This window comes from Pseudaeromonas paramecii, assembly GCF_039540575.1.
Lineage (GTDB): Bacteria > Pseudomonadota > Gammaproteobacteria > Enterobacterales > Aeromonadaceae > Pseudaeromonas > Pseudaeromonas paramecii.
Genome location: NZ_BAABFC010000018.1, coordinates 1 through 19,319, shown reverse-complemented (window position 1 = coordinate 19,319; position 19,319 = coordinate 1). Strand labels below are relative to the sequence as shown.

Genomic DNA, 19,319 nt, shown 5'->3' with positions numbered 1-19,319 from the left:
GGCTTGCGCCTTACAGCGGCAGGAGGTGGCGGTCGTTGATGGCCACCACCTTGTCGACGCGGCGGCGGTACTTGTCGTCGTTCGCCAGGTAGTCGGTGGTCAGCCAGACCCGGACGATTTCCATGGCGATGGCGGAGCCAATCAGCTTGCCCCCCAGGCAGAGCACATTGCTGTTGGAGTGGGAGCGGGCCAGCCCGGCACAGAAAGGATCCTGGCAGACGGCGGCGTACACGCCGTGGATCTTGTTGGCAATCATGGCGCTGCCATAGCCCACACCATCCACGAAGATGCCGCGATCCACCTGGCCGCGGCCGACGGCCAGGGCGGCCGGGTAGATGCTGTCCGGCAGATCGAAGGGATCGCTGCTGTGGGTGCCGAAGTCTTCCAGACTGTGACCTTGGGCCTGCAACCAGGCGGCAATTTCCAGCTTGAGGGGCAGGCCGGCGTGATCCGAGGCCAGGGCAATCTTCATGGGGAGTCTCCTAATCAGACGGCGCGCGCATGCAGCAGCCGCGGAATGATGTGCAGGCCGGTACGGTAGTTCCGGCCGATGGCATCCAGCGCCAGCTCCAGCGCCTGTTCGGCGATGAGGGGGAACTGCTGGGGTAGGGCGTTGACCTTCACCGGCAGGAAGTCCAGCAGGCGGTTGTCACCGAAGGTGGCCAGCCGGGTGGCGGCCAGTCGCTCTGGGTAGGGGGCCAGTTCGTCCAGCACCCCTTCCAGCAGCACATAGGCGGTGGTGAGGATGGCCTCCGGCAGACTGCCGTCCGCCAGCCATTGGCGGCACAGGGCGGCGCCGGCCTCCCGGCTAAAATGGTCACCGTAGCCGCACAAGGGCGTTAGCTGAGGAGCGTGTTGGGCGATGGCCTCGCGGAAGCCCTGCTCCCGCTGGCGGGAGATATTGATGTCCGGCACGGCGCCGATGAGGCCTATGCTGGCGGGGGCCGGGGTCAGCAGGGAGCGGGTCAGCTGGTTGGCGCCGTACCTGTCCTCGCTGATCACCGAGGCGAAGCGTTGTTCGTCCAGCGCCCGGTCGATGGCGATGATGGGTAGGCCCTTGCTCTGGAAGCGGTGGTAGAAGTCATCACCGGGGGGCAGCACGCTGGAGACCAACAGGGCGTCGATGCGGCGGGCGGTCAGGGTTTCCGCCAGGGCGCGCTCGGTGGCGGGATCATCGTCGGAGCAGGCCAGGATCAGCTGAAAACCGCGACGGCGAGCCCCGGCCTCCAGCAGCTTGGCCAGCTTGGCGTAACTGTGGTTCTCCAGGTCCGGCAGTATGTAGCCCAGCAGCTTGCTGCTGCCCAGGCGCAGAGCGGTGGCGGCTTGATCGGGGCGATAATTGTACTGCTCCACCACGGCCATCACCTTGGCCTGGGTCTTCTCGCTGATCCTGTGTTCGGCTGCCTTGCCGTTGATCACATAGCTGGCGGTGGTGCGGGAGACCCCGGCCAGACGGGCCACTTCTTCCAGTTTCATGACAAACTCCGACTCATTCCGGGCTGGTGACTAAAATAAGTGTGCGCCACCTCAAAATCTCGTCCGATTATACCGGAGTGTGGCTTGCTGATAAAGCTGAAACGATCCAGCATTAAGGCTGAATCGATTAATTGATAATGGCGCATCCACCGACACCCTGGCGGAGCGTCCCCAGCGAATCATGAGGTAGACCCATGTTGAAAGTGCAGGCACAAGACATTCATCTGGCTGACGGCGCCGCCGACAAGCAGGCGGCCATCCGTCTGGTGGCTGGTCAGATGGCCGACGCCGGCCTGGTGGCCGCCGGCTATGTGGACGGCATGCTGCGGCGCGAGCAGCAGACCTCCACCTACCTGGGCAATGGCATCGCCATTCCCCATGGCACCACGGATACCCGGGATCAGGTGCAACAGACCGGGGTACGGGTGGTGCATTTCGCCAATGGGGTGGATTGGGGCAACGGTCAGGTGGCGCATGTGGTCATCGGCATCGCCGCCCAGTCCGACGAGCACCTGGGCATACTGCGCCAGCTGACCCATGTGCTGGGGGATGAGTCTTTGGCACCCAAGCTCAAGGCCTGCCGGGATGCCGGCGAGTTGGCGGCCCTGCTCAATGGCGGCCAGGTTGCCCAGCCCCTGCTATTCGGCCAGGAGACGCTGCTGCTGGACTTCCCGGCCCGGGATCGGGTGAGCCTGCAGGCCGCCGCCGCCGGGCTGCTGCATAACGCCGGTGCCCTGGAGACGGCGGCCCTGGCGGGTCTCATCAGCCAGACCCCGGTGCACCTGGGGCACGGCCTCTGGTCCCTCTCCTGGGCCCAGGGTGTCAAGCGTACCGCCGTGGCCCTGGTGCGGCCGGCCCAGGCCCTCAGCCAGGACGGCACGCCTGTGCGCGGCCTGTTGCTGTTCGCCGCCAAGGATGCCCAGCACAAGCCGGTGCTGGATTGCCTGCTGACCCTGCTGGACAAGCAGCAGCAGGACAAGCTGTGGACCGCCGATGGGGCTGCCCTGGTGAAGCTGCTCTCCGAGCCTGAGCTCGACGGGGTGGCCAAGGTGTTCACCGTCACCAATCCCCACGGCCTGCATGCCCGGCCCAGCGCCGTGCTGGTGAAGGCGGTGAAGGAGTTCAACAGCCAGATCTGGGTCAGCAACCTGGATGGCGACGGCAAGCCGGTCAACGCCAAGAGCCTGATGAAGGTGGTGAGCCTGGGGGTGCGCCACGGTCACCGTCTGGCCTTCACTGCCCAGGGCAGTGATGCCGAGGCGGCGCTCAGCCACATAGGCCAGCTGATCGCCGATGGCCTGGGTGAGGGGAGCGCGGCATGAGTCCGGTATTGCTGACCATCACCCTGAACCCGGCGCTGGATCTCACCGGCCAGCTGGCGCAGTTGCAGCGCGGTGCCGTGAACGTCATGACCCAGGGCAACCTGCATCCGGCAGGCAAGGGTATCAATGTGGCGCGGGTGCTCAAGGATCTGGGCGGCCAGGTGCAGGTGAGCGGCCTGCTGGGGGCGGACAATCAGGGCGAGTTCCAGCAGCTGTTTGCCGCCGAGGGGCTGGAGGATCACTTCCAGGTGGTGCCGGGTGCCACCCGCATCAACGTCAAGCTGGTGGAGGCGGACGGTGAGGTCACCGAGCTGAACTTCCCCGGTATCGAGGTAGACGAGGCGGCCATCGCCCAGCTGCAGCAACACCTGCTGGCCCTGGCGGCCCGGGCGGATCTGCTGGTGGTGGCGGGCAGCCTGCCCCGGGGCCTGAGCCCGGAACGGGGCGCCGAGCTGCTGCGCGCCCTGGTGGCGGTGGGCAAGCCGGTGCTGTTTGACAGCAGCAAGGCGGCGCTCACCGCGGGGCTCACGGCCGGTCCCTTCCTGGTAAAACCCAATGAACATGAGCTGGCGGAGTGGGCCGGTCGGCCGCTGGAAAGCCGTGCGGCGCTGATGGCCGCCGCCGAGGGGCTGCAACATAAGCACGGTATCCAGCATGTGGTGGTTTCCCGCGGCGCCGATGGCGTGCTGTGGCGGGCCGGCGAGCAGTGGTGGCGTGCCCAGCCGCCGCGCATGTCGGTGGTGAGTACCGTGGGGGCGGGTGACTCCATGGTGGCCGGATTGGCCTGGGGCCTGGCCCAGGGCTGGTCCATCGAGCAGACCTTGCGTCTGGCCTCGGCGGTGTCGGCGCTGGCCGTCACCCAGGTGGGCGTCGGGGTGAAGGACAAGGCGGTGCTGGAGGCCATGCTGGCCCGCATCGAAGTGGAACAACTTGCGTGAACGCGTTGAGGATAAGCAGATGAAGGTAGCGATCATTACCACCTGTCCCACCGGGATAGCCAATAGCATCATTGCCGCAGGGCTGTTGGAGAAGGCGGCTGCCAACCTGGGCTGGGAGGCCCAGATCGAGTGTCATAGCATGGTGGGTGAACAGCGTCGGTTGACCCGCGAGGAGATCGAGGCCGCCGAGCTGGTGGTGGTGGCCGGGGATGGCGCCGACATGGGCCGTTTCGCCGGCAAGGCCTTGTTCCAGGCGCCGGTCGCCCAGGTGCTGGCCGACCCGCAAGCCTTCCTGCAACAGGCCAAGCAGGCCGCCAAGCCCTATGTCTTCGTGGCACAGGCCGCGGTGGCCAAGCCGACTGCCGGCGTGCAGCGCATCGTCGCCATCACCGCCTGCCCCACCGGCGTGGCCCACACCTTCATGGCGGCTGAGGCCATTGAGGAAGAGGCCAAGAAGCGCGGTCACTGGGTCAAGGTGGAAACCCGCGGCTCCGTGGGGGCCAAGAATGCCCTCACCGCCGAGGAGATTGCCGCCGCCGATCTGGTGGTGATTGCCGCCGACATCGAAGTGGATCTGGCCCGCTTCGCCGGCAAGCGACTGTACAAGACCAGCACGGGCGCGGCACTGAAGAAGACCGCCCAGGAGCTGGATAACGCCTTTGCCACCGCCACCGTCTGGCAGGCAGACAGCAAGGCGACCGCCGGCGCGCCGGCCAAGACCGAACGCACCGGGGTCTACAAGCACCTGATGACCGGGGTTTCCCACATGCTGCCGCTGGTGGTGGCCGGGGGGCTGTGTATCGCCCTCTCCTTCATCTTCGGCATCGAGGCCTTCAAGCAGGAAGGCACCCTGGCGGCCGCGCTGATGAAGATCGGTGGTGCCTCCGCCTTTGCCCTCATGGTGCCGGTGCTGGCCGGTTACATCGCCTTCTCCATCGCCGACCGGCCTGGTCTGGCACCGGGTCTGATCGGCGGTATGCTGGCCAGCTCCCTGGGCGCCGGCTTCCTGGGCGGTATCGTGGCCGGCTTCCTGGCGGGTTACAGCGCCAAGCTGGTGGCGGACAAGGTCAAGCTGCCCCAGACCATGGAGGCGCTCAAACCCATCCTCATCATTCCGCTGGTGGCGTCCCTGATCACCGGTCTGGTCATGATCTACGTGGTGGGTGGCCCGGTTTCTGCCGCCATGACAGGTCTGACCAACTTCCTGCAGAACATGGGCTCCGCCAACGCCATCCTGCTGGGTATCCTGCTGGGCGCCATGATGTGCTTCGACCTGGGCGGCCCGGTCAACAAGGCGGCCTACACCTTCGGCGTCGGTCTGCTGGCCTCCCAATCCTACCTGCCCATGGCCGCCATCATGGCCGCCGGCATGGTACCGCCCTTGGGCATGGGTCTGGCGACCCTGCTGGCCCGCAGCAAGTTCACCGAGTCTGAGCGGGAAGGGGGCCTGGCGGCCATGGTGCTGGGGCTGTGCTTCATCTCCGAAGGCGCCATTCCGTTTGCCGCCCGGGATCCCATGCGCGTCATCCCCTGCACCATGCTGGGTGGCGCCGTGACCGGGGCCCTGTCCATGTGGTTCGGTGCCAAGCTGATGGCGCCCCACGGTGGCCTGTTCGTGGTGTTGATCCCCAATGCCATCACGCCTGTGTTCCCCTACCTGCTGGCCATTGCTGCGGGCACGGCGGTGACCGGTGTGCTGTATGCGCTGCTCAAGCCGCGGGAAAGTGTGGCCACCAACGGTGCCGCCCTGGCGTAACAACTTCCTAATTTTCAGGTGTGCTTCCTGTAACCCGGCTTCGGCCGGGTTTTTTCTGTCTGGCACTTTTTGGCACCATGCCGGTATAGTGAAGAGGTGTCGAATCGAAGGAGAAACGTGCATGAAAGCCCTGCTGCGTAAGCTGGCTCTGGGGTTGTTGGCCGGCCTGCTGGTGATATCCGGTGTCTGGTTGGACTTCTATCTGCCGGAGAAGAGCATCACCACCATCACAGGGGTGGAGGTCAAGCGGGTGGACAAGGATGGCCCCATCGGCAAGGAAAATCCGGCGGATGGCCCCACCACGGATGTCTACTATCTGTACACCGTCTCCGCCGGCGAGAAGGTGCGGGTGTTCCGCAATGAGGATACCGGCTGGGGTTTCCCCTTCTATTTCAAGTTCAATTCCGCCGATGTGCAGGCGCGGGCCAAGGCCCTGGAGTTTGAGAAGGGGCTGGCGCGCATCACCTCCTACGGCTGGCGGCTGAACATGTTTTCCTGGTTTCCCAACGTGACCAAGATTGAGCGGGTGGAGAGTGCCGAGGTGTCCACCTTCAGTTTCTTCCGCTGGCTGGGCTTTGGCCTCTGGCTGCTGGCCTGGGGCTGGATCGCCCGTCTGGTGTGGCGCAGTGACTGGGCCTGGCCGGATGCCGAGGTCTAAATGTTGATGGATGCGGCTTGCCGCGGGAGGGGAGCATGACCCTACAGGAACTCAAGACGCTGTATGAGCAGGATCAACTGAGCCAGGCGCTGGTGGTGTTCGATCTGCTGAGCAAGGGCTGGATCGTCGATTTCAAGGACGAGCAGGGGCGCGTCTACGAGCTGACCGACACCTATGGCTGTCGCGCCAGCTTCGAGACCGAGATGGGGGCGGAGGAGGCGGTGCGCCGCATCGGCGACTGCCCCATCCAGATTGACAAGCATCAGCGCTTCATCGAACCCTGACCGGGCTCTCGCGTCAGCGGGGCAGCAGCTGTGAAGTGGGCGCCAGATAGAGCCCAAGCCCTGCGACGATCAGCACCACACCCCCCAGCAGGGCCAACCCCTGGCCCAGCTTGGGCAGCAACCGCTCGGCCTGCCGGCTCCCCCGACTCAAGCTCAACGCCAGCTGGCGGGCCTGGCGACTGAGCAGGGCCAGCACACTCACCGTCAGGGCGGTGCCGGCCGCCATGGCCAGGGTGGCCAGGGCGCCCAGCCAGAACTGCTGCAACACCTTGGCCAGCACCAGCAACAGCAAGGCGCCACTGCAGGGGCGCAAGCCCATGGCCAGCAGGAGGCCGAGACGGGTCTGCCAGCGGGTGGCGGCCGCCAGTTGTCCGGCGTCGGGCACATGCTGATGGCCACAGCCGCAGCTGGCTTGCGGGTGCGGTCGCAGCAGCAGTTCCCCTTGATGCTGGAGGGGCCGCACACCGCGGATGGCCGGTGGCGTGACGGGCCTCATCTGCCACAAACTGCGCAGGGCGCGCCAGGCAATCCAGCCCCCCAAGCCCATCACCAGCAGGTAGCTGCCCTTTTCCAGACTGACGCCCACCCCCTGAGCCTGGCGGGCGGAGAGATCCAGCAACCAGCCCCCCAGCCCGATGAGGCCGATGGCCACCAGGGCCTGCAGCAGGGCCGCCCCCACCGACAGGCGGATGGCCTGACCCAGGCGGCTGGGATGGGTGGCCAGGTAGGTGCCCAGCACCAGCTTGCCATGGCCGGGCCCGGCGGCGTGGCAGACCCCATAACCGAAGCTCAAGCCCAGCAGGGCCAGCACGGTGCCGGGCTGCCAGTCCTGGGCGTGGCGCAACAACTGCCCCAGCTCCCGCTGAAAGCCCAGCTGCAGGCGTGCCAGTTCGAAACGCAGGCCCGGCCAGGCCTGCCAGAGCCAGGCCCCGAGGCCGGCCAGCGCCAGCAACAGCAGCAGACGGAACCTATGACGGTGGATGAAGGTGGTCATTGGGTGACGTCTCCTTGGCAATGTAGGCTGATCCACTCGGCAAACACCTCGCCCAGCCCCTCATCACCCTGCTGGTTGATGTCCAGGCTGCTGGCGTATTCGATGTCCTTGGCGCTGGGCTGCGGCACATGGTAGATGGCCTTGCAGCGGCTGGCGCCTGGCCCTTCCAGCTGAATGGCGTCCGGGGCGTGGTGGGACATGTCGATGTAATAGGTGTTGTCGTAGATGGCGTAGTCCAGTGTCTGGTTCGTCGAGTCCACGGCCTTGGCCAGGGACAGGGTGAAGTCCAGCCTGAGCTGGCCCTGGAACAGGCTGTAGCGAAAGTCACTGACCTGGCCCAGGGTGGGGGCCGGTGTGATGCCGCGAAAGTGCAGCAGATAGTGCCCCTCTTTGAGGGTGGCCTGACTCTGCTTGGCCAGACCGGCCAGGAAAGCCGGGTTGGGCTTGCCCTTGGCGTCGTCCAGCAGGGTGGCGGTGTAGAACTCGTCAAACAGCCAGCTGAGTTGGAAGGCGGTGAGCCGCCCCTGGGCGTCGATCTGGGGCCGGCTCACCATGTCAATCCAGCTGTGGGGATGGCCCCAGGCCAGGGATTGGCTCCCCAGCCAGAGGACCAGCGCCCAGAAGACACTACGGCGTTGAATCACTGTTGCTCCATGGCCTTGAGCAGGGTGTCCAGATTATGCCGCAGCAGGCTCAGGGTGTCAGGGGCCTGGCCATCGGCCGCCGACAGGGCATCGGAAAACAGGCGGCCCCCCGGCTGTACGCCGGTTTCCCGGGCAATCTGCTCCAGCAGCCGCGGGTCGCTGATGTTCTCCACGAACAGGGCCTTGATCTTCTCCTGCCGGATCTGGCGGATGAGCTTGGCCACGTCCGCCGCCGAGGCCTCGGCTTCCGTGTTGATCCCCTGCGGTGCCAGCAGGCTCAGATCATAGGCCTGAGCCAGGTAACCGAAGGCATCGTGGGAGGTGATGGCACGGCGTTGCTGGGCGCTCAGGGCAGCAAACCGTGGACGATATTCACCATCCAGCGTCTGGATCTGACGGACATAGGCGTCGGCATTGGCCTGGTACTGATCGGCATGTTCCGGGTCCAGCCGGCTCAGCCCTTGGGCGATGTTGTTGACGTAGACGATGACATTTTCCGGATCGTTCCAGGCATGGGGGTCCATGCCATCGTGATGGTGGTGCTCATCGGCGTCATGGCCATGGCCGTCATGCTCTTCCTCGTCATCGTCAGCCATGGCGCGGGCCTGGATGCCCTGGCTGGCGACGACTTGGGCGCCCTTGAAGCCGGAGGCCTGAGCCAGGCGATCCAGCCAGCCTTCAAAGTGCAGGCCATTGCTCACCAGCAGCTTGGACTGGCTCAGGGTGCGCACATCCTGCGGGCTGGGCTGATAGACATGGGCGTCGCCATCCGGGCCCACCAGGCTGTGTATCTCGACCTGCTCGCCGCCCACCTGTTTCACCAGATCGCCCAGTATGCTGAAGGTGGCGGTGACAGGAATCGGCGCGGCAAAGGCCGGTGCGGTCAGCAGCAGCAGGCTGCAAAGCCCCAGGCGCAGACGAGACGGAATACGGGATGCAAGAGTCATGTTAAGCCTCCAGATGACGACGACGGATCAGGCGGGGCAACAGGCCCCCTTGGCCACCCAGCAGCAGGGAGAGGGCATAGCCAACCCCCAGGCTGAGGATGATGGTCGGGCTGGTGGGCCAGCCCAGATGATAGGAAAACAGCAGGCCGCTGATGCAGGCCACCAGGGCCAGCAGGGCACTGCCCAGCAGCAAGAGCCCGAGGCGACGGGTCCAGTAACGCATGGCGGCACCGGGCAGAATCATGAGCCCGACGGACATCAAGGTGCCCAGGGCATGGAAACCGGCGATCAGGTTCAGCACCGCCAGCAACAGGAAGCCCAGGTGTACCCAGCTGCCGGCCCGGCTGACGCTGGCCAGGAAGTCCGGATCCAGGCATTCCAGCACCAGGGGGCGGTAGATCCAGGCCAGCCCCAGCAATGTGATGGTGGCTATGCCCCCCAGCAGCCAGAGGGCCGCATCGTTGAGGGCCAGGGTCGAGCCGAACAGCACGTGCAGCAGATCCACACTGCTGCCATGGGTGGAGATGAGCAGTACCCCCAGGGCCATGGAGATGAGGTAGAAGGCGGCCAGGCTGCTGTCTTCGCCACTTTGGGTATGGCGGGAGACTAGGCCGGAGAGCACCACCACCAGGCCGCCGGCCACCAGACCACCCAGGGTCATGGCCTCCACCGACAGGCCGGCCACCAGGTAACCCACAGCCGCGCCGGGCAGGATGGCGTGAGACATGGCGTCGCCGGTGAGGCTCATGCGTCTGAGCATCAGGAAGACGCCGATGGGCGGGGCGCTCAGGCACAGGGCCAGGCAGCCGGCCAGGGCCCGCTGCATGAATTGAAACTCGCTAAAGGGGTTGATCAACCAGTCCAGCAACATGGTTTACTCCGGGGTTCGCGAACAGAAGGCCGCCTCGGGATCCGGGCCGGCATGCAGGGTGCGTACACGGTTAAGGTTGTCCGCGCTGAGTACCGTCTGGGTAGGGCCCCAGGCGATGCATTCCCGGGCCAGCAGCAGGGCCTCGGGGAAGTGGTGACGCACCTGCTCCAGATCGTGCAGCACCGCCAACACCGTCTTGCCTTGTGCCTGCCACTCCTCCAGCAGATCCAGCAGGTCTTCGGCGGTCTGGTTGTCGATGGCACTGAAGGGCTCATCCAGCAGCATCAGTTGTGATTCCTGCAGCCAGAGGCGGGCAAACAGTGCCCGCTGCAGCTGGCCGCCGGACAGGGCATCCAGGTTGGCGCCGGCCAGTCGCTCCAGCCCCACCCGCTCCAAGGCGGCAGCAACCCGCAGCCGCTGGGCTCTGGGCAGACGGCCGAACAGGCCGCAGTGACGCCATAGCCCCATGGCCACCGTCTCCTGGACGCTGATGGGGAAGCTGCGATCGATGCGGCTTTGCTGGGGCAGGTAACCGATGGCCTGTCGCGGCACGCCACAGACCACCTTGCCGGTGAGGGGCTTGAGCTGGCCCAGGATGCCCTTGAGCAGGGTGGATTTACCGCCACCGTTGGGCCCCACCACCGCCAGCAGGCTGCCGGGGGCGACATGGCCGTGCAGGTGGTGCAGGGCCGGGTGGCGATCGTAGCCCAGGGTCAGGTTGTCAAACCGCAGCACCGGAACCTCCCATGGCCAGCAACAGGGCCAGCCAGAGCAGGGCGATGAGTCCCAGGGCCAGCAGGGTGCGCAGCAGGGCGCTGGTCAACAGAAGAGAATGAAACGACATGAAAAGGGTCCGTCAGTATGAAGGCGCGTTATGTTATAACATAACATTTTGGCTTGGCAATCCGCCGATTGCCGTTAAAATGGCCCCTTGAGTTCATTCCCGCCGAGGTGGCCCATGTCCCATTCCCCTGGTTGTTGCAGCCACGCAACCGCCAAGCTGACCCCCAACCGTCAGCAGGTGTTGCAGCAGCTGGAGCGCAGCCCGCGGCCGCTGAGTGCCTACGAACTGCTGGATAGGCTCAAGGGCGAGGGGATCATCTGGCAGCCGCCGACGGCCTATCGGGCGCTGGATTATCTGGTGACGGTCGGGCTGGTGCATTATCTGCAGTCGGTGCAGAAGTACGTGGCGTGCCCGCGGCGTGGTTGTGATCACTACGCCCAGCTGTTGATCTGCGTGCGTTGCAGTCAGGTGCAGGAGCTGCCGCTGCCGGTGCCCCTGCTGACTCTGCTGCAATCCCAGACGGCGGAGCAGGGCTTTGCCTTGTTACCCCAGATGCTGGAGCTAAAAGGGGTCTGTGCCCAGTGTGGCGCAGCTGACATGACGACGGCACCCTGAGGGTGCCGTCAGCAAAAATCCGCAGGGATTAGCGTTTGCCAATCAAGGAGGAGATGAGCTGCTGATTGCGGCTGACGCCCTTGGAGGTCGCCTCCAGCTCCAGCTCGGGGCTCTTGTCTTTTTCTTTGCCGTTTTTCTCAGCCTTTTCTGCTTTTTCCGGCTCCTTGCTGGCAACCGGCTCGCTGTCGGCCTGGTTGCTGCCGGCACGGCGCAGCTCCTCGACCCGGTTGACCTTCAGGCCCTGTTCGCGGCAGTTGGCCACCAGGGGATCGTAGCCGGCATCGTTGGAGAGGATGGTGAAGCTGCTGTCCGGTTCCCGCTCCAGCATGCGACCCAGCTGCAGGGCAAAGTGCATGTCAAAGGCGGTCTTGCTGGTGTGCTTCACCGGTTGCAGATCGATATGGATGCTCTGCCGGGATTGCAGCTCCAGCAGGCAGCGGGCCATCTCCAGTGAGAGGTTGGTTTGGCCTTTACCGATCAACAGGGTGACCTGATTGAAACGGGCCATCTCGTTGAGCGGCAAATCCTGAATGTTGTCGTTGGTAATGATGAGAATGCGGTTGGCCATGGGTGTGCTCCTGGACTTCAAGTTGAGAGCGATTTCAACTGAGACTATGCTTTTAGGCTAGCCTCTTCCTAAATACTATCCTCTGCCCCCAATTTTGCATGACAGATCACGTTGTGCCGGGCGGTTATTTTTCTTCCGGCAGGCGTTCGTCCGGTGGCAGTGTCAGTTCCAATGGAAACGCCTGGCGCAGGGCGATCTGGGTCAGCAACAGGCGAATGGCGTCGGCCGTGCTCATCCCCAGTTTCTCCAGCACCGCTTCGGCGCGCTCCTTGATGGCCGGTTCGATGCGGGCCCGTACCATGTCACTCTTGATGATTGCCATCCCTTGCTCCTGATTATCTGGTGTGCAAAAGCCATCAGCCTGATACAGGGGCGCGCCGAGCTCAAGGGCTTGTTGCGCAAGGGGCGGGCAAGGCCACGTTTTTTTCATGGTTGGAGTCGACAAGGTGGGGCGGGCATAATCCTGGCTTGATACCAGGAGGTTTGCATGAAGTATATCGGAGCCCATGTCAGTGCCGCCGGTGGGGTTGAGCTGTGCGTGGCGCGGGCCCAGGCGCTGGGCGCCAATGCCTTTGCCCTGTTCACCAAGAATCAGCGGCAATGGCAGGCCCCGCCGCTCAAGGCGGAGACCATAACCGCATTTCGCGAGGCTTGTGTTGCCGGCGGCTTCTCGCCGCAACAGATACTGCCCCATGACAGCTATCTGATTAACCTGGGTCATCCGGAGGCGACGGCCCTGGCCAAGTCCCGCGAGGCCTTCTTGGATGAGTTGCAGCGTTGCCAGCAGTTAGGGCTGTGTTACCTCAATTTCCATCCCGGCAGCCATCTGAATCAGCTGAGCGAGGAGGCGGCGCTGGCTCGGGTCAGCGAGTCGATCAACTGGGCCCTGGCGCGCTGTGATGATGTGGTGGCGGTGATCGAGAATACCGCCGGCCAGGGCAGTAACCTGGGCTGGTCGTTTGAGCACCTGGCCCAGATCATCGATGGGGTGGCGGATAAGTCCCGGGTAGGGGTTTGCCTGGACACCTGTCACGCCTTTGCCGCCGGCTATGATCTGCGCACTCTCGACGGCTGTGATGCCACCTTCAACCAATTCGCCGAAACGGTCGGCTTTGGTTACCTCAAGGGTATGCATCTCAATGGTGCCAAGAGCAGCCTGGGGAGTCGGGTGGACCGCCATCACAGTCTGCAGCAGGGCAATCTGGGGGAGGCGGTCTTTCACTACATCATGCAGGATGCCCGATTCGATGGGATTCCCATGGTACTGGAGACGGTGGAGCCGGATATCTGGGCGGCGGAGATTGCCTGGTTGCGTTCGTTGGCGGTTTAGCCGCGGATGGCTGGACTATGCTTGAAGCAGGCAAGCGAGGCAGGAGAGTCCAGCATGAGCAGCCAGCCACCCTATACAGGCCCGGAGCGGCGGCGAGGCGAACGGCGCCAGCAGACCGACCGGCGCAAGGATATTCGTTGGGAGCCGGACAAAGAGGATCGCCGGCAGAGCCCTGGTCGTCGCAAGGACGATGAGCTCCTGCCCTATTGGCGACTTTAGTCTTGGTGGTCTGATTCTGGCGGCCACTCACTCGGTTTGCGGCCATGCACCATGGCGGGAACCAGGGGCTCGCGGGTGCGGTGACTAATCCAGATGACGGCCGCGATGTGGAAACCAACCGCCACCATCACCAGATTGGCACAGGTGCCATGGATGTCCTCCATCAGCCGATCGCTCCAAAAACCCTCCTGGGTCAGCAACCAGCCACTGAGGCCTGTGCACAGCAGCATGACCAGCAGGAAGATCACCATCAGGGCGCCCAGCGGGTTGTGCGTCAGATAATAGGGATGCTGCCCTTGTGCCAAGGCCTGTAGATAGCGCTTCAGGGCTTGTGGTGCCGGAACGAAACTGCTGAAACGGGCATATTGGGTGCCGATAAAGCCCCAGACGATGCGTGCCAGTACCAGCCCGATCAAGGTATAACCCACGTAACGGTGCGGGCGACTGCCTTCTTCCAGCAGGGCATAGTTGGATAAAAACAGCACGGCCGTACACCAGTGAAATAGCCGAACGAAGGGATCCCATACTTTTACACTTTTATTCATGATGCTACTCCTGTCGGATGAGCGGCCAATATGGCGTGTTTGAGTCTAGTCACCGAGGCTTAATTCAACCTTATGCTTTGTCGCCGCTTTGACCCCGTCACCAGCTTTTGGGATCATGCTGCCTTCATCCTGCCAAAGGAGTCTGAGTGTGAGGATCCATCCTATTTGGGGGCTGCTGCTTGCTTTGCCTCTGCCGAGTCAGGCGTTGCCACTTAAGGCGGCGCTGGATACCACCCTGGTGGGAGGCGGTACCATGTTGTTCGTCGCCGGTCTCATCATGTTGGTCATACCCCGCTGGTTTCGCATCGGGGTGCTGGTGATGTTGCTGGCCGATGCCTTGTTTGTATCTCGCATTCTGTTGCTGGACAAGTGGCAGAACTGGTTGCTTACCCAAGGTTGGGAGCCCTGGATTGAGGGACTCTCTCGCGATGGTGCCCGCTTCTATACCCTGGTTGGCGTTGCGGTCTGCTTGTTGGCGATTTGGAGCCTAAGGCGCTTGTTCGGTCAGCGGGCTGAGCTGCCGCGCAAGGCTCAACGAGCTGCGGCGACAGGGGCTCCAGCCCCTGCAGCTGGGCGCCGACAGGCGAGCGCATCCCAGCGTAAACTGCGGATGCATGATTATCCGGATCCTTGAGCCTGCCGGCTGGGGCCGACAGATCAGATCTCCATGAAGGTGGCCAGGGTCAGTCTATCCATCGCCGGCATCAGATGGCCCGCAGAGATACTGTGGGCTATGGTCTGGTAACGGTTGCGACAGCCTGTCTTGCGAATGGCACTGTTGAGGTGGAAATTGACCGTTCTCTCCGTGATACCGAGAATCTTGGCTACCTCCCAGGAGGTTTTCCCTTCGCTGACCCAGAACAGGCATTCTCGCTCCCGCTCCGACAGGTTGGAAGCTTTCTGGTTGAGCAATTGGTTAGCCTTGCAAAAGATGGTGCTGCTCAAGATGCCCAGCAGGGGGAGATCCGCCAGTTCAAGCTCGCTGTCTTGTCCACCGGATAAAGACAGGATGCCATGGCTGCCGTTGGGACCATGCAGTGGGAAGGTGACGCCATCACACATGCCGCGCTCACGACGAGCGGCCATGATGGCCACTGATTGTGCTGGCAGTTGTTTGTCCGTGAGTTCCAGATCCCGCCATTGAAAGGGGCGACTCTGCCGCATGGCCAGATGCACCAGAGGATCTTCTTGCATGTATTTGTTTTCCCAGTAGTTCTTAATCCAACCGTCCGGACTGTGGCTCAACAGGTAAATCTGGCACTGTAACAGGCCCATGGGGATCAGCAGGCAAAACTGGTAATACTGATAGCCGTACTCGCGGGTCACCTCCAGGATGATCTGATTGAGTTGCTCGGCCTTGCCACAATCGTCGATGCGATTGAGCAGTTGGTTGAAGCGTTTTTTTTCCACTTTTTGTTCCTTCCCGTGTTCAGGCGTGCCGCAGGGCTGCATGGCGCCACCAGAAGGATGGATGGTCATGCAATCAGCCTGACTTTCTTTTCTTGTTTTTGCCTCTACTATGGGGGCTCCATGCAGCATAGTAACGATGGATTCTTTTGACCACTCTGATGCATAAGCAAACAGATCTTTGCCACATTTATGAAACAAATCGGTTACCAGCCCGTTTCCCCTGGGGTTGGTTAGCCGCCTGCCTGTTTTCTGGCACTGTGTTAGCCGCCCAGTCACCGACTCAGCCGCTGGCGGAGCTGGAGCAAGCCATCGCGCAACAACAAGCCTATAACCAGTTTCGACAGGCGCAGCTGGAGGCGTTGCAGCAAGAAGAGCAAAGCTTAGTCGCTCGGCAGAGCGCGTTGCGCCACGTGCGCGAGCAGATCGAGCCGTTGCTGTTGAGTGAGTGGCAGCAGGCCTGGAGTCTGCTGGCTCAGGACATGCCCTTCTATCTCACTGCTCGACAGACCGATTGGCAGCGGGTGCGGCAGCGGTTGTTGGCACCGGATATGCCTCTGGCCCAGCGGGCAGGCGCACTGCTTGGGCAGCTGCAACAGGAAGATGATTATGGTCAGCAGATCAGCCGGTATCGCGGTGCTTTGCCTGGGCAACCTGATCGCCAGTTGGCGTTTATCCGGGTCGGGCGATTGGCCTGGTGTGCGCAACAGCTGGATGCGCAAGCGGCCTGGTGTTGGCAGGCGGGACAGTGGCAGCCATTACCCAGCCCACTGGCATCGGGCTTCCGTGCTGAGGTGAACACCGAAGACTCAGACTGGTTGAGTTTGTCCCCCGTGCCGTTGCCGGGGCCGACAGTGGAGGCGGCGCATGAGTAGAGTGTGGTTTTTGCTGCTGCTCTGGAGTGGTTGTCTGCTTGCGGGGGATGATGTGGCGGCACAGATTGCAGCCAGGCAGGCGCAACTAAAGAGCTTGCTGAGTGAGGCCTCGCGGCTTGACAGCCAGGTGGCGCAATTGGATCAGCGCCTACAGGGGCAACGTCAAGAGCTTGCCAAGCAGGGGGCCGATTTACAAGCCTTGCAGGGGCAACTTCGCCATAGTGCGGAGGCCTTGATCCCGCGCTGGTCTGATTCGGTGCTGGCGTTGACTCAACCAGAAATCCTTACCGAGCTGAAGCAGCTGCTCGCCGGAGATGAGCGGCAGTTGCCCCGCTTGTTGAGCGCGGTCAGTCAAGGGTGGCGCACCTTGTGGCAACAAAGTGGCGAACGGCAACGACTGACGCTGCCAGTGCCCGATGCGCAAGGGCAGACCCGCAGTGGCTCCCTGGCGATATTAGGGCGTTGGGCGCTGTTCGATGCCGGTGGCTTCTATCGGCTCGAGCAGGGGGTGCTGCGTCCGCCTAAATGGCGGCCGGACCAACAGACCCAGGCGGCCTTGGCGCACTATCTGGCGTCCTCTCCGGCGCATTGGCAATTGATGCCGCTGGATTTGCAGCAGGGTAAGACGCTGCAACGATTGGCGGCACAGCCAGATCTAAGGACTCGGTTCACACAGGCTGGCCCCATCGGTCTGCTCTTATTGCTGCTGGCCATCTTGGGCGGTGGGACAGTGCTCTGGCGCAGCTGGGTCTTGTGGCTAGAGGGGCACCGGATGCGGCGGCAGGCTGAGCAGGCGATCGGCCTGCCGGATAATGCCCTGGGGCGGCTAAGGGGGCGGGCGGCACAATGGCAGGCAATGGATAGAGATACGCTGGAGCTCCAGCTGGACGACTGCCTGTTACAGGAACAGGCTCGGCTCGAGCGAGGCTTGGCTTGGCTCAAGTTGCTGATCCCCGTCGCCCCCATGTTGGGTCTGCTGGGCACAGTCACCGGCATGATAGAGACCTTCCAGGGCTTGAGTGATAGCGCCGGTGGCGAACCCAAGTTGATGGCCGGGGGCATCGCCATGGCGCTGGTAACCACTGTACTGGGGTTGGTGGCGGCCATGCCGTTGCTGCTGGCCCATGGCTTGCTGCAGAGCCGGGTTGAGCTATTGTCGTTGCGGTTGGAACAAGAAGCCCTGCGGCTGCTGGCGGCTTGGTCGCCTCGCCATGCTTGAGCTATCCGCACTGTTGAGTTTTATCCAGCGAGGCGGCCCACTGATGTGGCCGCTGTGTGGCCTCTTGTTCTGGCTCAATGCCTTGCTGCTGGAACGTTGCTGGTATGTTTTGTGTGTTTGGCCCGCCCGGCAGCAAGCCTATCTCAAGCTGGCTCCCCGGCAGGGCGACTCGCTATCCTGGGTGCGACGTCAACGCGCCGTCTGTCTTGGCGGGGCAACCCATGAATTACAACAAGGGCTACGTCTGGTGCGGAACCTGATCAAGCTGTGTCCCATGCTGGGACTGTTGGGAACTGTCTGCGGAATGCTGCAGGTGTTTGATGCGCTCGCCCTCGGCGTGCCTCCGTCTGATCCTGGCGTGGGCAACGCGATCGCTAGCGCCTGTTTGACGACCCTGATGGGGATGGGGTCGGCCTTGTTGGGCTGGGTGCTGCATGGTCGCCTGCAGCGACGAATAACACATCACCTGCAGCAACTGCAGGATGGTCTCGCCTGTGAGGTGACGGATGCGAACTAGGTTTTCTTTCCGCCGGCGAGAGAATGACGATGTTCAGGTCGACATGACACCTATGCTGGATATCGTCTTCATCATGCTCATCTTCTTTGTCGTGAGCAGCAGCTTTCTACAAATCCGCTCGCTGGCGGTTCAGTTGCCTGCCGCTCAGTCGGCCCAGCGCCAGCAAAGCGAGCCGTTACATCTGCAGCTGCTGGGCAATGGTCAGCTTCGCTGGCAGGGGCAGCCGTTGCAAGCGCACGAGCTGGGTGAAGTGCTTGCCCAGTTGCCTCCACACACTAAGGTCTTGATCGAAGCAGATAGCCAGGTGCCTCATGGTCAGGTGGTTGCCCTGATGGACAAGATTAGGCAGGCGGGCATCCAGCAACTGGCTGTCGGGGTGTTGCCTCAGTGAGGCGCTGGGGACTGGCGTTCTCGGGCAGCCTGTTGTTGACCGGATGGCTGCTATTTTTACTGACACAGTTGGTAGCGCGGCAGCCTGTGGCTGTTTCCTCCCCCATGCCGCCTCCCATAGTTTTGAGTGAGCCTGATACGCCGCGCCTTGTCACTCCATCGCCGCTTCAAGCATCGGCGCCTGCAGGGGTGACGGCGGCACAGGCGCATCGGCTGCTTGTCCCCCAGGTGCATCAAGCCAGCCCGAGTCCTTCGGTGGCGGGGGCGGTGATGCCGCGCCATCGGGAGCCGGCTGCGCGCAAGGTGGCTTCGTCCACGACCACCCAAGATGCCGCGCATTCCCCCTCCCAGGTCACAGAACAGCATCTGCTGTATCACCCCTTACCTGACTATCCACAACGAGCCCGCTTGATGCACCGCCAGGGGGCGGTGAAGATTCGCTTTGTCGTCAGTGACAAGGGGACAGTAGAAGACCTGCAAGTATTAGATGGTGATCCTGAATTGGCACGCTCCGCCTTCAAAGCCATACAGCAGTGGCGGTATTCACCCAGCAATGCCAGCTCACCGACAAGACAGAAGAGGATTGAAACAATAACACTGATTTTTCGGCTCAAGGGCGGCGTCCAGTTGGCCCCTGATGAGTGATAACTATGCGCTTTGTGCTATTTCTGAGCGATCGCACCAAAAGATGCAAAATCCCCTTGCGGCGCGGCGCGGGCTCCCTATAATGCGCCCTCACTGACACGGCGCACGACGCCGGGTGAGCAAGGCAAGTCAAGCCCAGCTTGACAAGCCGATAGAGCTGGGTAGAATGCGCAGCTCTTGGCGAAAAGCCAAACCGCTCTTTAACAATTCAATTCAAGCAATCTGTGTGGGCACTCGCAGAGATTGAAGTCAATCGACAAAATTGATTTTCAATGTCTGATGAAGTGACCAAAGCGGATCGAAAGATCCAGCAAC

Annotated in this window: 26 protein-coding genes; 14 read left to right on the top strand and 12 right to left on the bottom strand. The window is 62.8% G+C overall.

Annotated features, from left to right (window positions below; all coding sequences use genetic code 11):
* Nucleotides 1-10 precede the first annotated feature (10 nt).
* Both ABD847_RS13285 and cra read right to left on the bottom strand, forming a co-directional pair.
* Complete coding sequence (locus tag ABD847_RS13285) at nt 11-472, bottom strand: RpiB/LacA/LacB family sugar-phosphate isomerase (protein WP_345013816.1); 462 nt, start codon at nt 470-472, stop codon at nt 11-13.
* 14 nt (nt 473-486) lie between these two features.
* Nucleotides 487-1,476 carry a catabolite repressor/activator gene (gene cra / locus ABD847_RS13280; protein ID WP_345013814.1) on the bottom strand — a complete coding sequence of 330 codons (990 nt, stop codon included), beginning with the start codon at nt 1,474-1,476 and terminating at the stop codon, nt 487-489.
* Nucleotides 1,477-1,670: 194 nt separating this feature from the next.
* Here cra and fruB point away from each other — a divergent pair, with 194 nt between their 5' ends.
* From fruB to ABD847_RS13255, 5 genes are all read left to right on the top strand, one after another.
* Complete coding sequence (gene fruB / locus ABD847_RS13275) at nt 1,671-2,798, top strand: fused PTS fructose transporter subunit IIA/HPr protein (RefSeq protein ID WP_345013812.1); 1,128 nt, start codon at nt 1,671-1,673, stop codon at nt 2,796-2,798.
* Complete coding sequence (gene pfkB, locus ABD847_RS13270) at nt 2,795-3,736, top strand: 1-phosphofructokinase (RefSeq protein ID WP_345013810.1); 942 nt, start codon at nt 2,795-2,797, stop codon at nt 3,734-3,736. The genes fruB and pfkB overlap by 4 nt, the downstream gene beginning before the upstream one ends.
* Nucleotides 3,737-3,755: 19 nt before the next feature.
* A complete protein-coding gene (fruA, locus tag ABD847_RS13265) occupies nt 3,756-5,492 on the top strand; it encodes a PTS fructose transporter subunit IIBC (RefSeq protein WP_345013808.1) in 1,737 nt (578 codons plus the stop codon).
* A 121-nt stretch (nt 5,493-5,613) separates the two neighbouring features.
* Nucleotides 5,614-6,150 (top strand): DUF1523 family protein, encoded by a 537-nt coding sequence (locus tag ABD847_RS13260; RefSeq protein ID WP_345013806.1) that lies wholly within the window; start codon nt 5,614-5,616, stop codon nt 6,148-6,150.
* A gap of 35 nt (nt 6,151-6,185) precedes the next feature.
* Nucleotides 6,186-6,434, top strand: a complete 249-nt coding sequence (locus ABD847_RS13255; RefSeq protein ID WP_345013804.1) for a hypothetical protein — start codon at nt 6,186-6,188, stop codon at nt 6,432-6,434.
* Nucleotides 6,435-6,447: 13 nt separating this feature from the next.
* Here ABD847_RS13255 and ABD847_RS13250 read toward each other — a convergent pair whose 3' ends face one another.
* From ABD847_RS13250 to ABD847_RS13225, 6 genes are read right to left on the bottom strand one after another with little or no spacing between them, the layout of a single operon-like run.
* Nucleotides 6,448-7,428 (bottom strand): nickel/cobalt transporter, encoded by a 981-nt coding sequence (locus tag ABD847_RS13250; RefSeq protein ID WP_345013802.1) that lies wholly within the window; start codon nt 7,426-7,428, stop codon nt 6,448-6,450.
* Nucleotides 7,425-8,072, bottom strand: a complete 648-nt coding sequence (locus ABD847_RS13245) for a DUF1007 family protein (protein ID WP_345013800.1) — start codon at nt 8,070-8,072, stop codon at nt 7,425-7,427. Before ABD847_RS13245 ends, ABD847_RS13250 begins: the two co-directional genes overlap by 4 nt.
* Complete coding sequence (locus ABD847_RS13240) at nt 8,069-9,019, bottom strand: metal ABC transporter substrate-binding protein (protein WP_345013798.1); 951 nt, start codon at nt 9,017-9,019, stop codon at nt 8,069-8,071. Before ABD847_RS13240 ends, ABD847_RS13245 begins: the two co-directional genes overlap by 4 nt.
* Before the next feature lies 1 nt (nt 9,020).
* Nucleotides 9,021-9,890: a metal ABC transporter permease gene (locus ABD847_RS13235; protein WP_345013796.1), complete on the bottom strand. Its 870-nt coding sequence runs from the start codon at nt 9,888-9,890 to the stop codon at nt 9,021-9,023.
* A 3-nt stretch (nt 9,891-9,893) separates the two neighbouring features.
* Nucleotides 9,894-10,625, bottom strand: a complete 732-nt coding sequence (aztA, locus tag ABD847_RS13230; RefSeq protein WP_345013794.1) for a zinc ABC transporter ATP-binding protein AztA — start codon at nt 10,623-10,625, stop codon at nt 9,894-9,896.
* On the bottom strand, nt 10,612-10,734 hold the full coding sequence (locus tag ABD847_RS13225; RefSeq protein ID WP_345013792.1) for a hypothetical protein: 123 nt from the start codon (nt 10,732-10,734) through the stop codon (nt 10,612-10,614). Before ABD847_RS13225 ends, aztA begins: the two co-directional genes overlap by 14 nt.
* Before the next feature lie 114 nt (nt 10,735-10,848).
* On the opposite strand from ABD847_RS13225, the gene ABD847_RS13220 reads away from it, so the two are divergent.
* Entirely contained in the window at nt 10,849-11,289 is a 441-nt protein-coding gene (locus ABD847_RS13220) for a Fur family transcriptional regulator (RefSeq protein WP_345013790.1), read from the top strand.
* Nucleotides 11,290-11,317: 28 nt separating this feature from the next.
* Here ABD847_RS13220 and ABD847_RS13215 read toward each other — a convergent pair whose 3' ends face one another.
* Both ABD847_RS13215 and ABD847_RS13210 read right to left on the bottom strand, forming a co-directional pair.
* A complete protein-coding gene (locus ABD847_RS13215; RefSeq protein ID WP_345013788.1) occupies nt 11,318-11,857 on the bottom strand; it encodes a PIN domain-containing protein in 540 nt (179 codons plus the stop codon).
* A gap of 124 nt (nt 11,858-11,981) precedes the next feature.
* On the bottom strand, nt 11,982-12,179 hold the full coding sequence (locus ABD847_RS13210; RefSeq protein WP_345013786.1) for a type II toxin-antitoxin system RelB/DinJ family antitoxin: 198 nt from the start codon (nt 12,177-12,179) through the stop codon (nt 11,982-11,984).
* A gap of 165 nt (nt 12,180-12,344) precedes the next feature.
* Between ABD847_RS13210 and nfo the strand changes: the two genes are divergently transcribed.
* On the top strand, nt 12,345-13,187 hold the full coding sequence (nfo, locus tag ABD847_RS13205; RefSeq protein ID WP_345013784.1) for a deoxyribonuclease IV: 843 nt from the start codon (nt 12,345-12,347) through the stop codon (nt 13,185-13,187).
* A gap of 54 nt (nt 13,188-13,241) precedes the next feature.
* Entirely contained in the window at nt 13,242-13,406 is a 165-nt protein-coding gene (locus ABD847_RS13200; RefSeq protein WP_345013782.1) for a hypothetical protein, read from the top strand.
* Here the strand turns inward: ABD847_RS13200 and ABD847_RS13195 are convergent.
* Nucleotides 13,403-13,951 carry a cytochrome b/b6 domain-containing protein gene (locus ABD847_RS13195; RefSeq protein ID WP_345013780.1) on the bottom strand — a complete coding sequence of 183 codons (549 nt, stop codon included), beginning with the start codon at nt 13,949-13,951 and terminating at the stop codon, nt 13,403-13,405. The two genes, ABD847_RS13200 and ABD847_RS13195, sit on opposite strands and share 4 nt — an antisense overlap.
* Nucleotides 13,952-14,099: 148 nt before the next feature.
* Here ABD847_RS13195 and ABD847_RS13190 point away from each other — a divergent pair, with 148 nt between their 5' ends.
* Nucleotides 14,100-14,585: a hypothetical protein gene (locus ABD847_RS13190; RefSeq protein WP_345013778.1), complete on the top strand. Its 486-nt coding sequence runs from the start codon at nt 14,100-14,102 to the stop codon at nt 14,583-14,585.
* Between the two features lie 23 nt (nt 14,586-14,608).
* On the opposite strand, the gene ABD847_RS13185 is transcribed toward ABD847_RS13190, so the two are convergent.
* Nucleotides 14,609-15,361, bottom strand: coding sequence for a LuxR family transcriptional regulator (locus ABD847_RS13185; RefSeq protein ID WP_345013776.1), 753 nt, complete (start codon nt 15,359-15,361; stop codon nt 14,609-14,611).
* Between the two features lie 257 nt (nt 15,362-15,618).
* On the opposite strand from ABD847_RS13185, the gene ABD847_RS13180 reads away from it, so the two are divergent.
* The 5 genes from ABD847_RS13180 to ABD847_RS13160 are packed head-to-tail and all read left to right on the top strand — an operon-like array spanning nt 15,619 to nt 19,004.
* Nucleotides 15,619-16,233, top strand: coding sequence for a DUF3450 family protein (locus ABD847_RS13180; RefSeq protein WP_345013774.1), 615 nt, complete (start codon nt 15,619-15,621; stop codon nt 16,231-16,233).
* Nucleotides 16,226-17,452, top strand: a complete 1,227-nt coding sequence (locus tag ABD847_RS13175) for a MotA/TolQ/ExbB proton channel family protein (protein ID WP_345013772.1) — start codon at nt 16,226-16,228, stop codon at nt 17,450-17,452. Before ABD847_RS13180 ends, ABD847_RS13175 begins: the two co-directional genes overlap by 8 nt.
* Nucleotides 17,445-17,969, top strand: a complete 525-nt coding sequence (locus tag ABD847_RS13170; protein ID WP_345013770.1) for a MotA/TolQ/ExbB proton channel family protein — start codon at nt 17,445-17,447, stop codon at nt 17,967-17,969. Before ABD847_RS13175 ends, ABD847_RS13170 begins: the two co-directional genes overlap by 8 nt.
* Complete coding sequence (locus ABD847_RS13165; protein ID WP_345013768.1) at nt 17,959-18,360, top strand: ExbD/TolR family protein; 402 nt, start codon at nt 17,959-17,961, stop codon at nt 18,358-18,360. The genes ABD847_RS13170 and ABD847_RS13165 overlap by 11 nt, the downstream gene beginning before the upstream one ends.
* A gap of 35 nt (nt 18,361-18,395) precedes the next feature.
* The gene (locus ABD847_RS13160) at nt 18,396-19,004 is read left to right on the top strand and encodes an energy transducer TonB (RefSeq protein WP_345013766.1); all 609 of its coding nucleotides are present in this window, start codon (nt 18,396-18,398) and stop codon (nt 19,002-19,004) included.
* Nucleotides 19,005-19,319 lie beyond the last annotated feature (315 nt).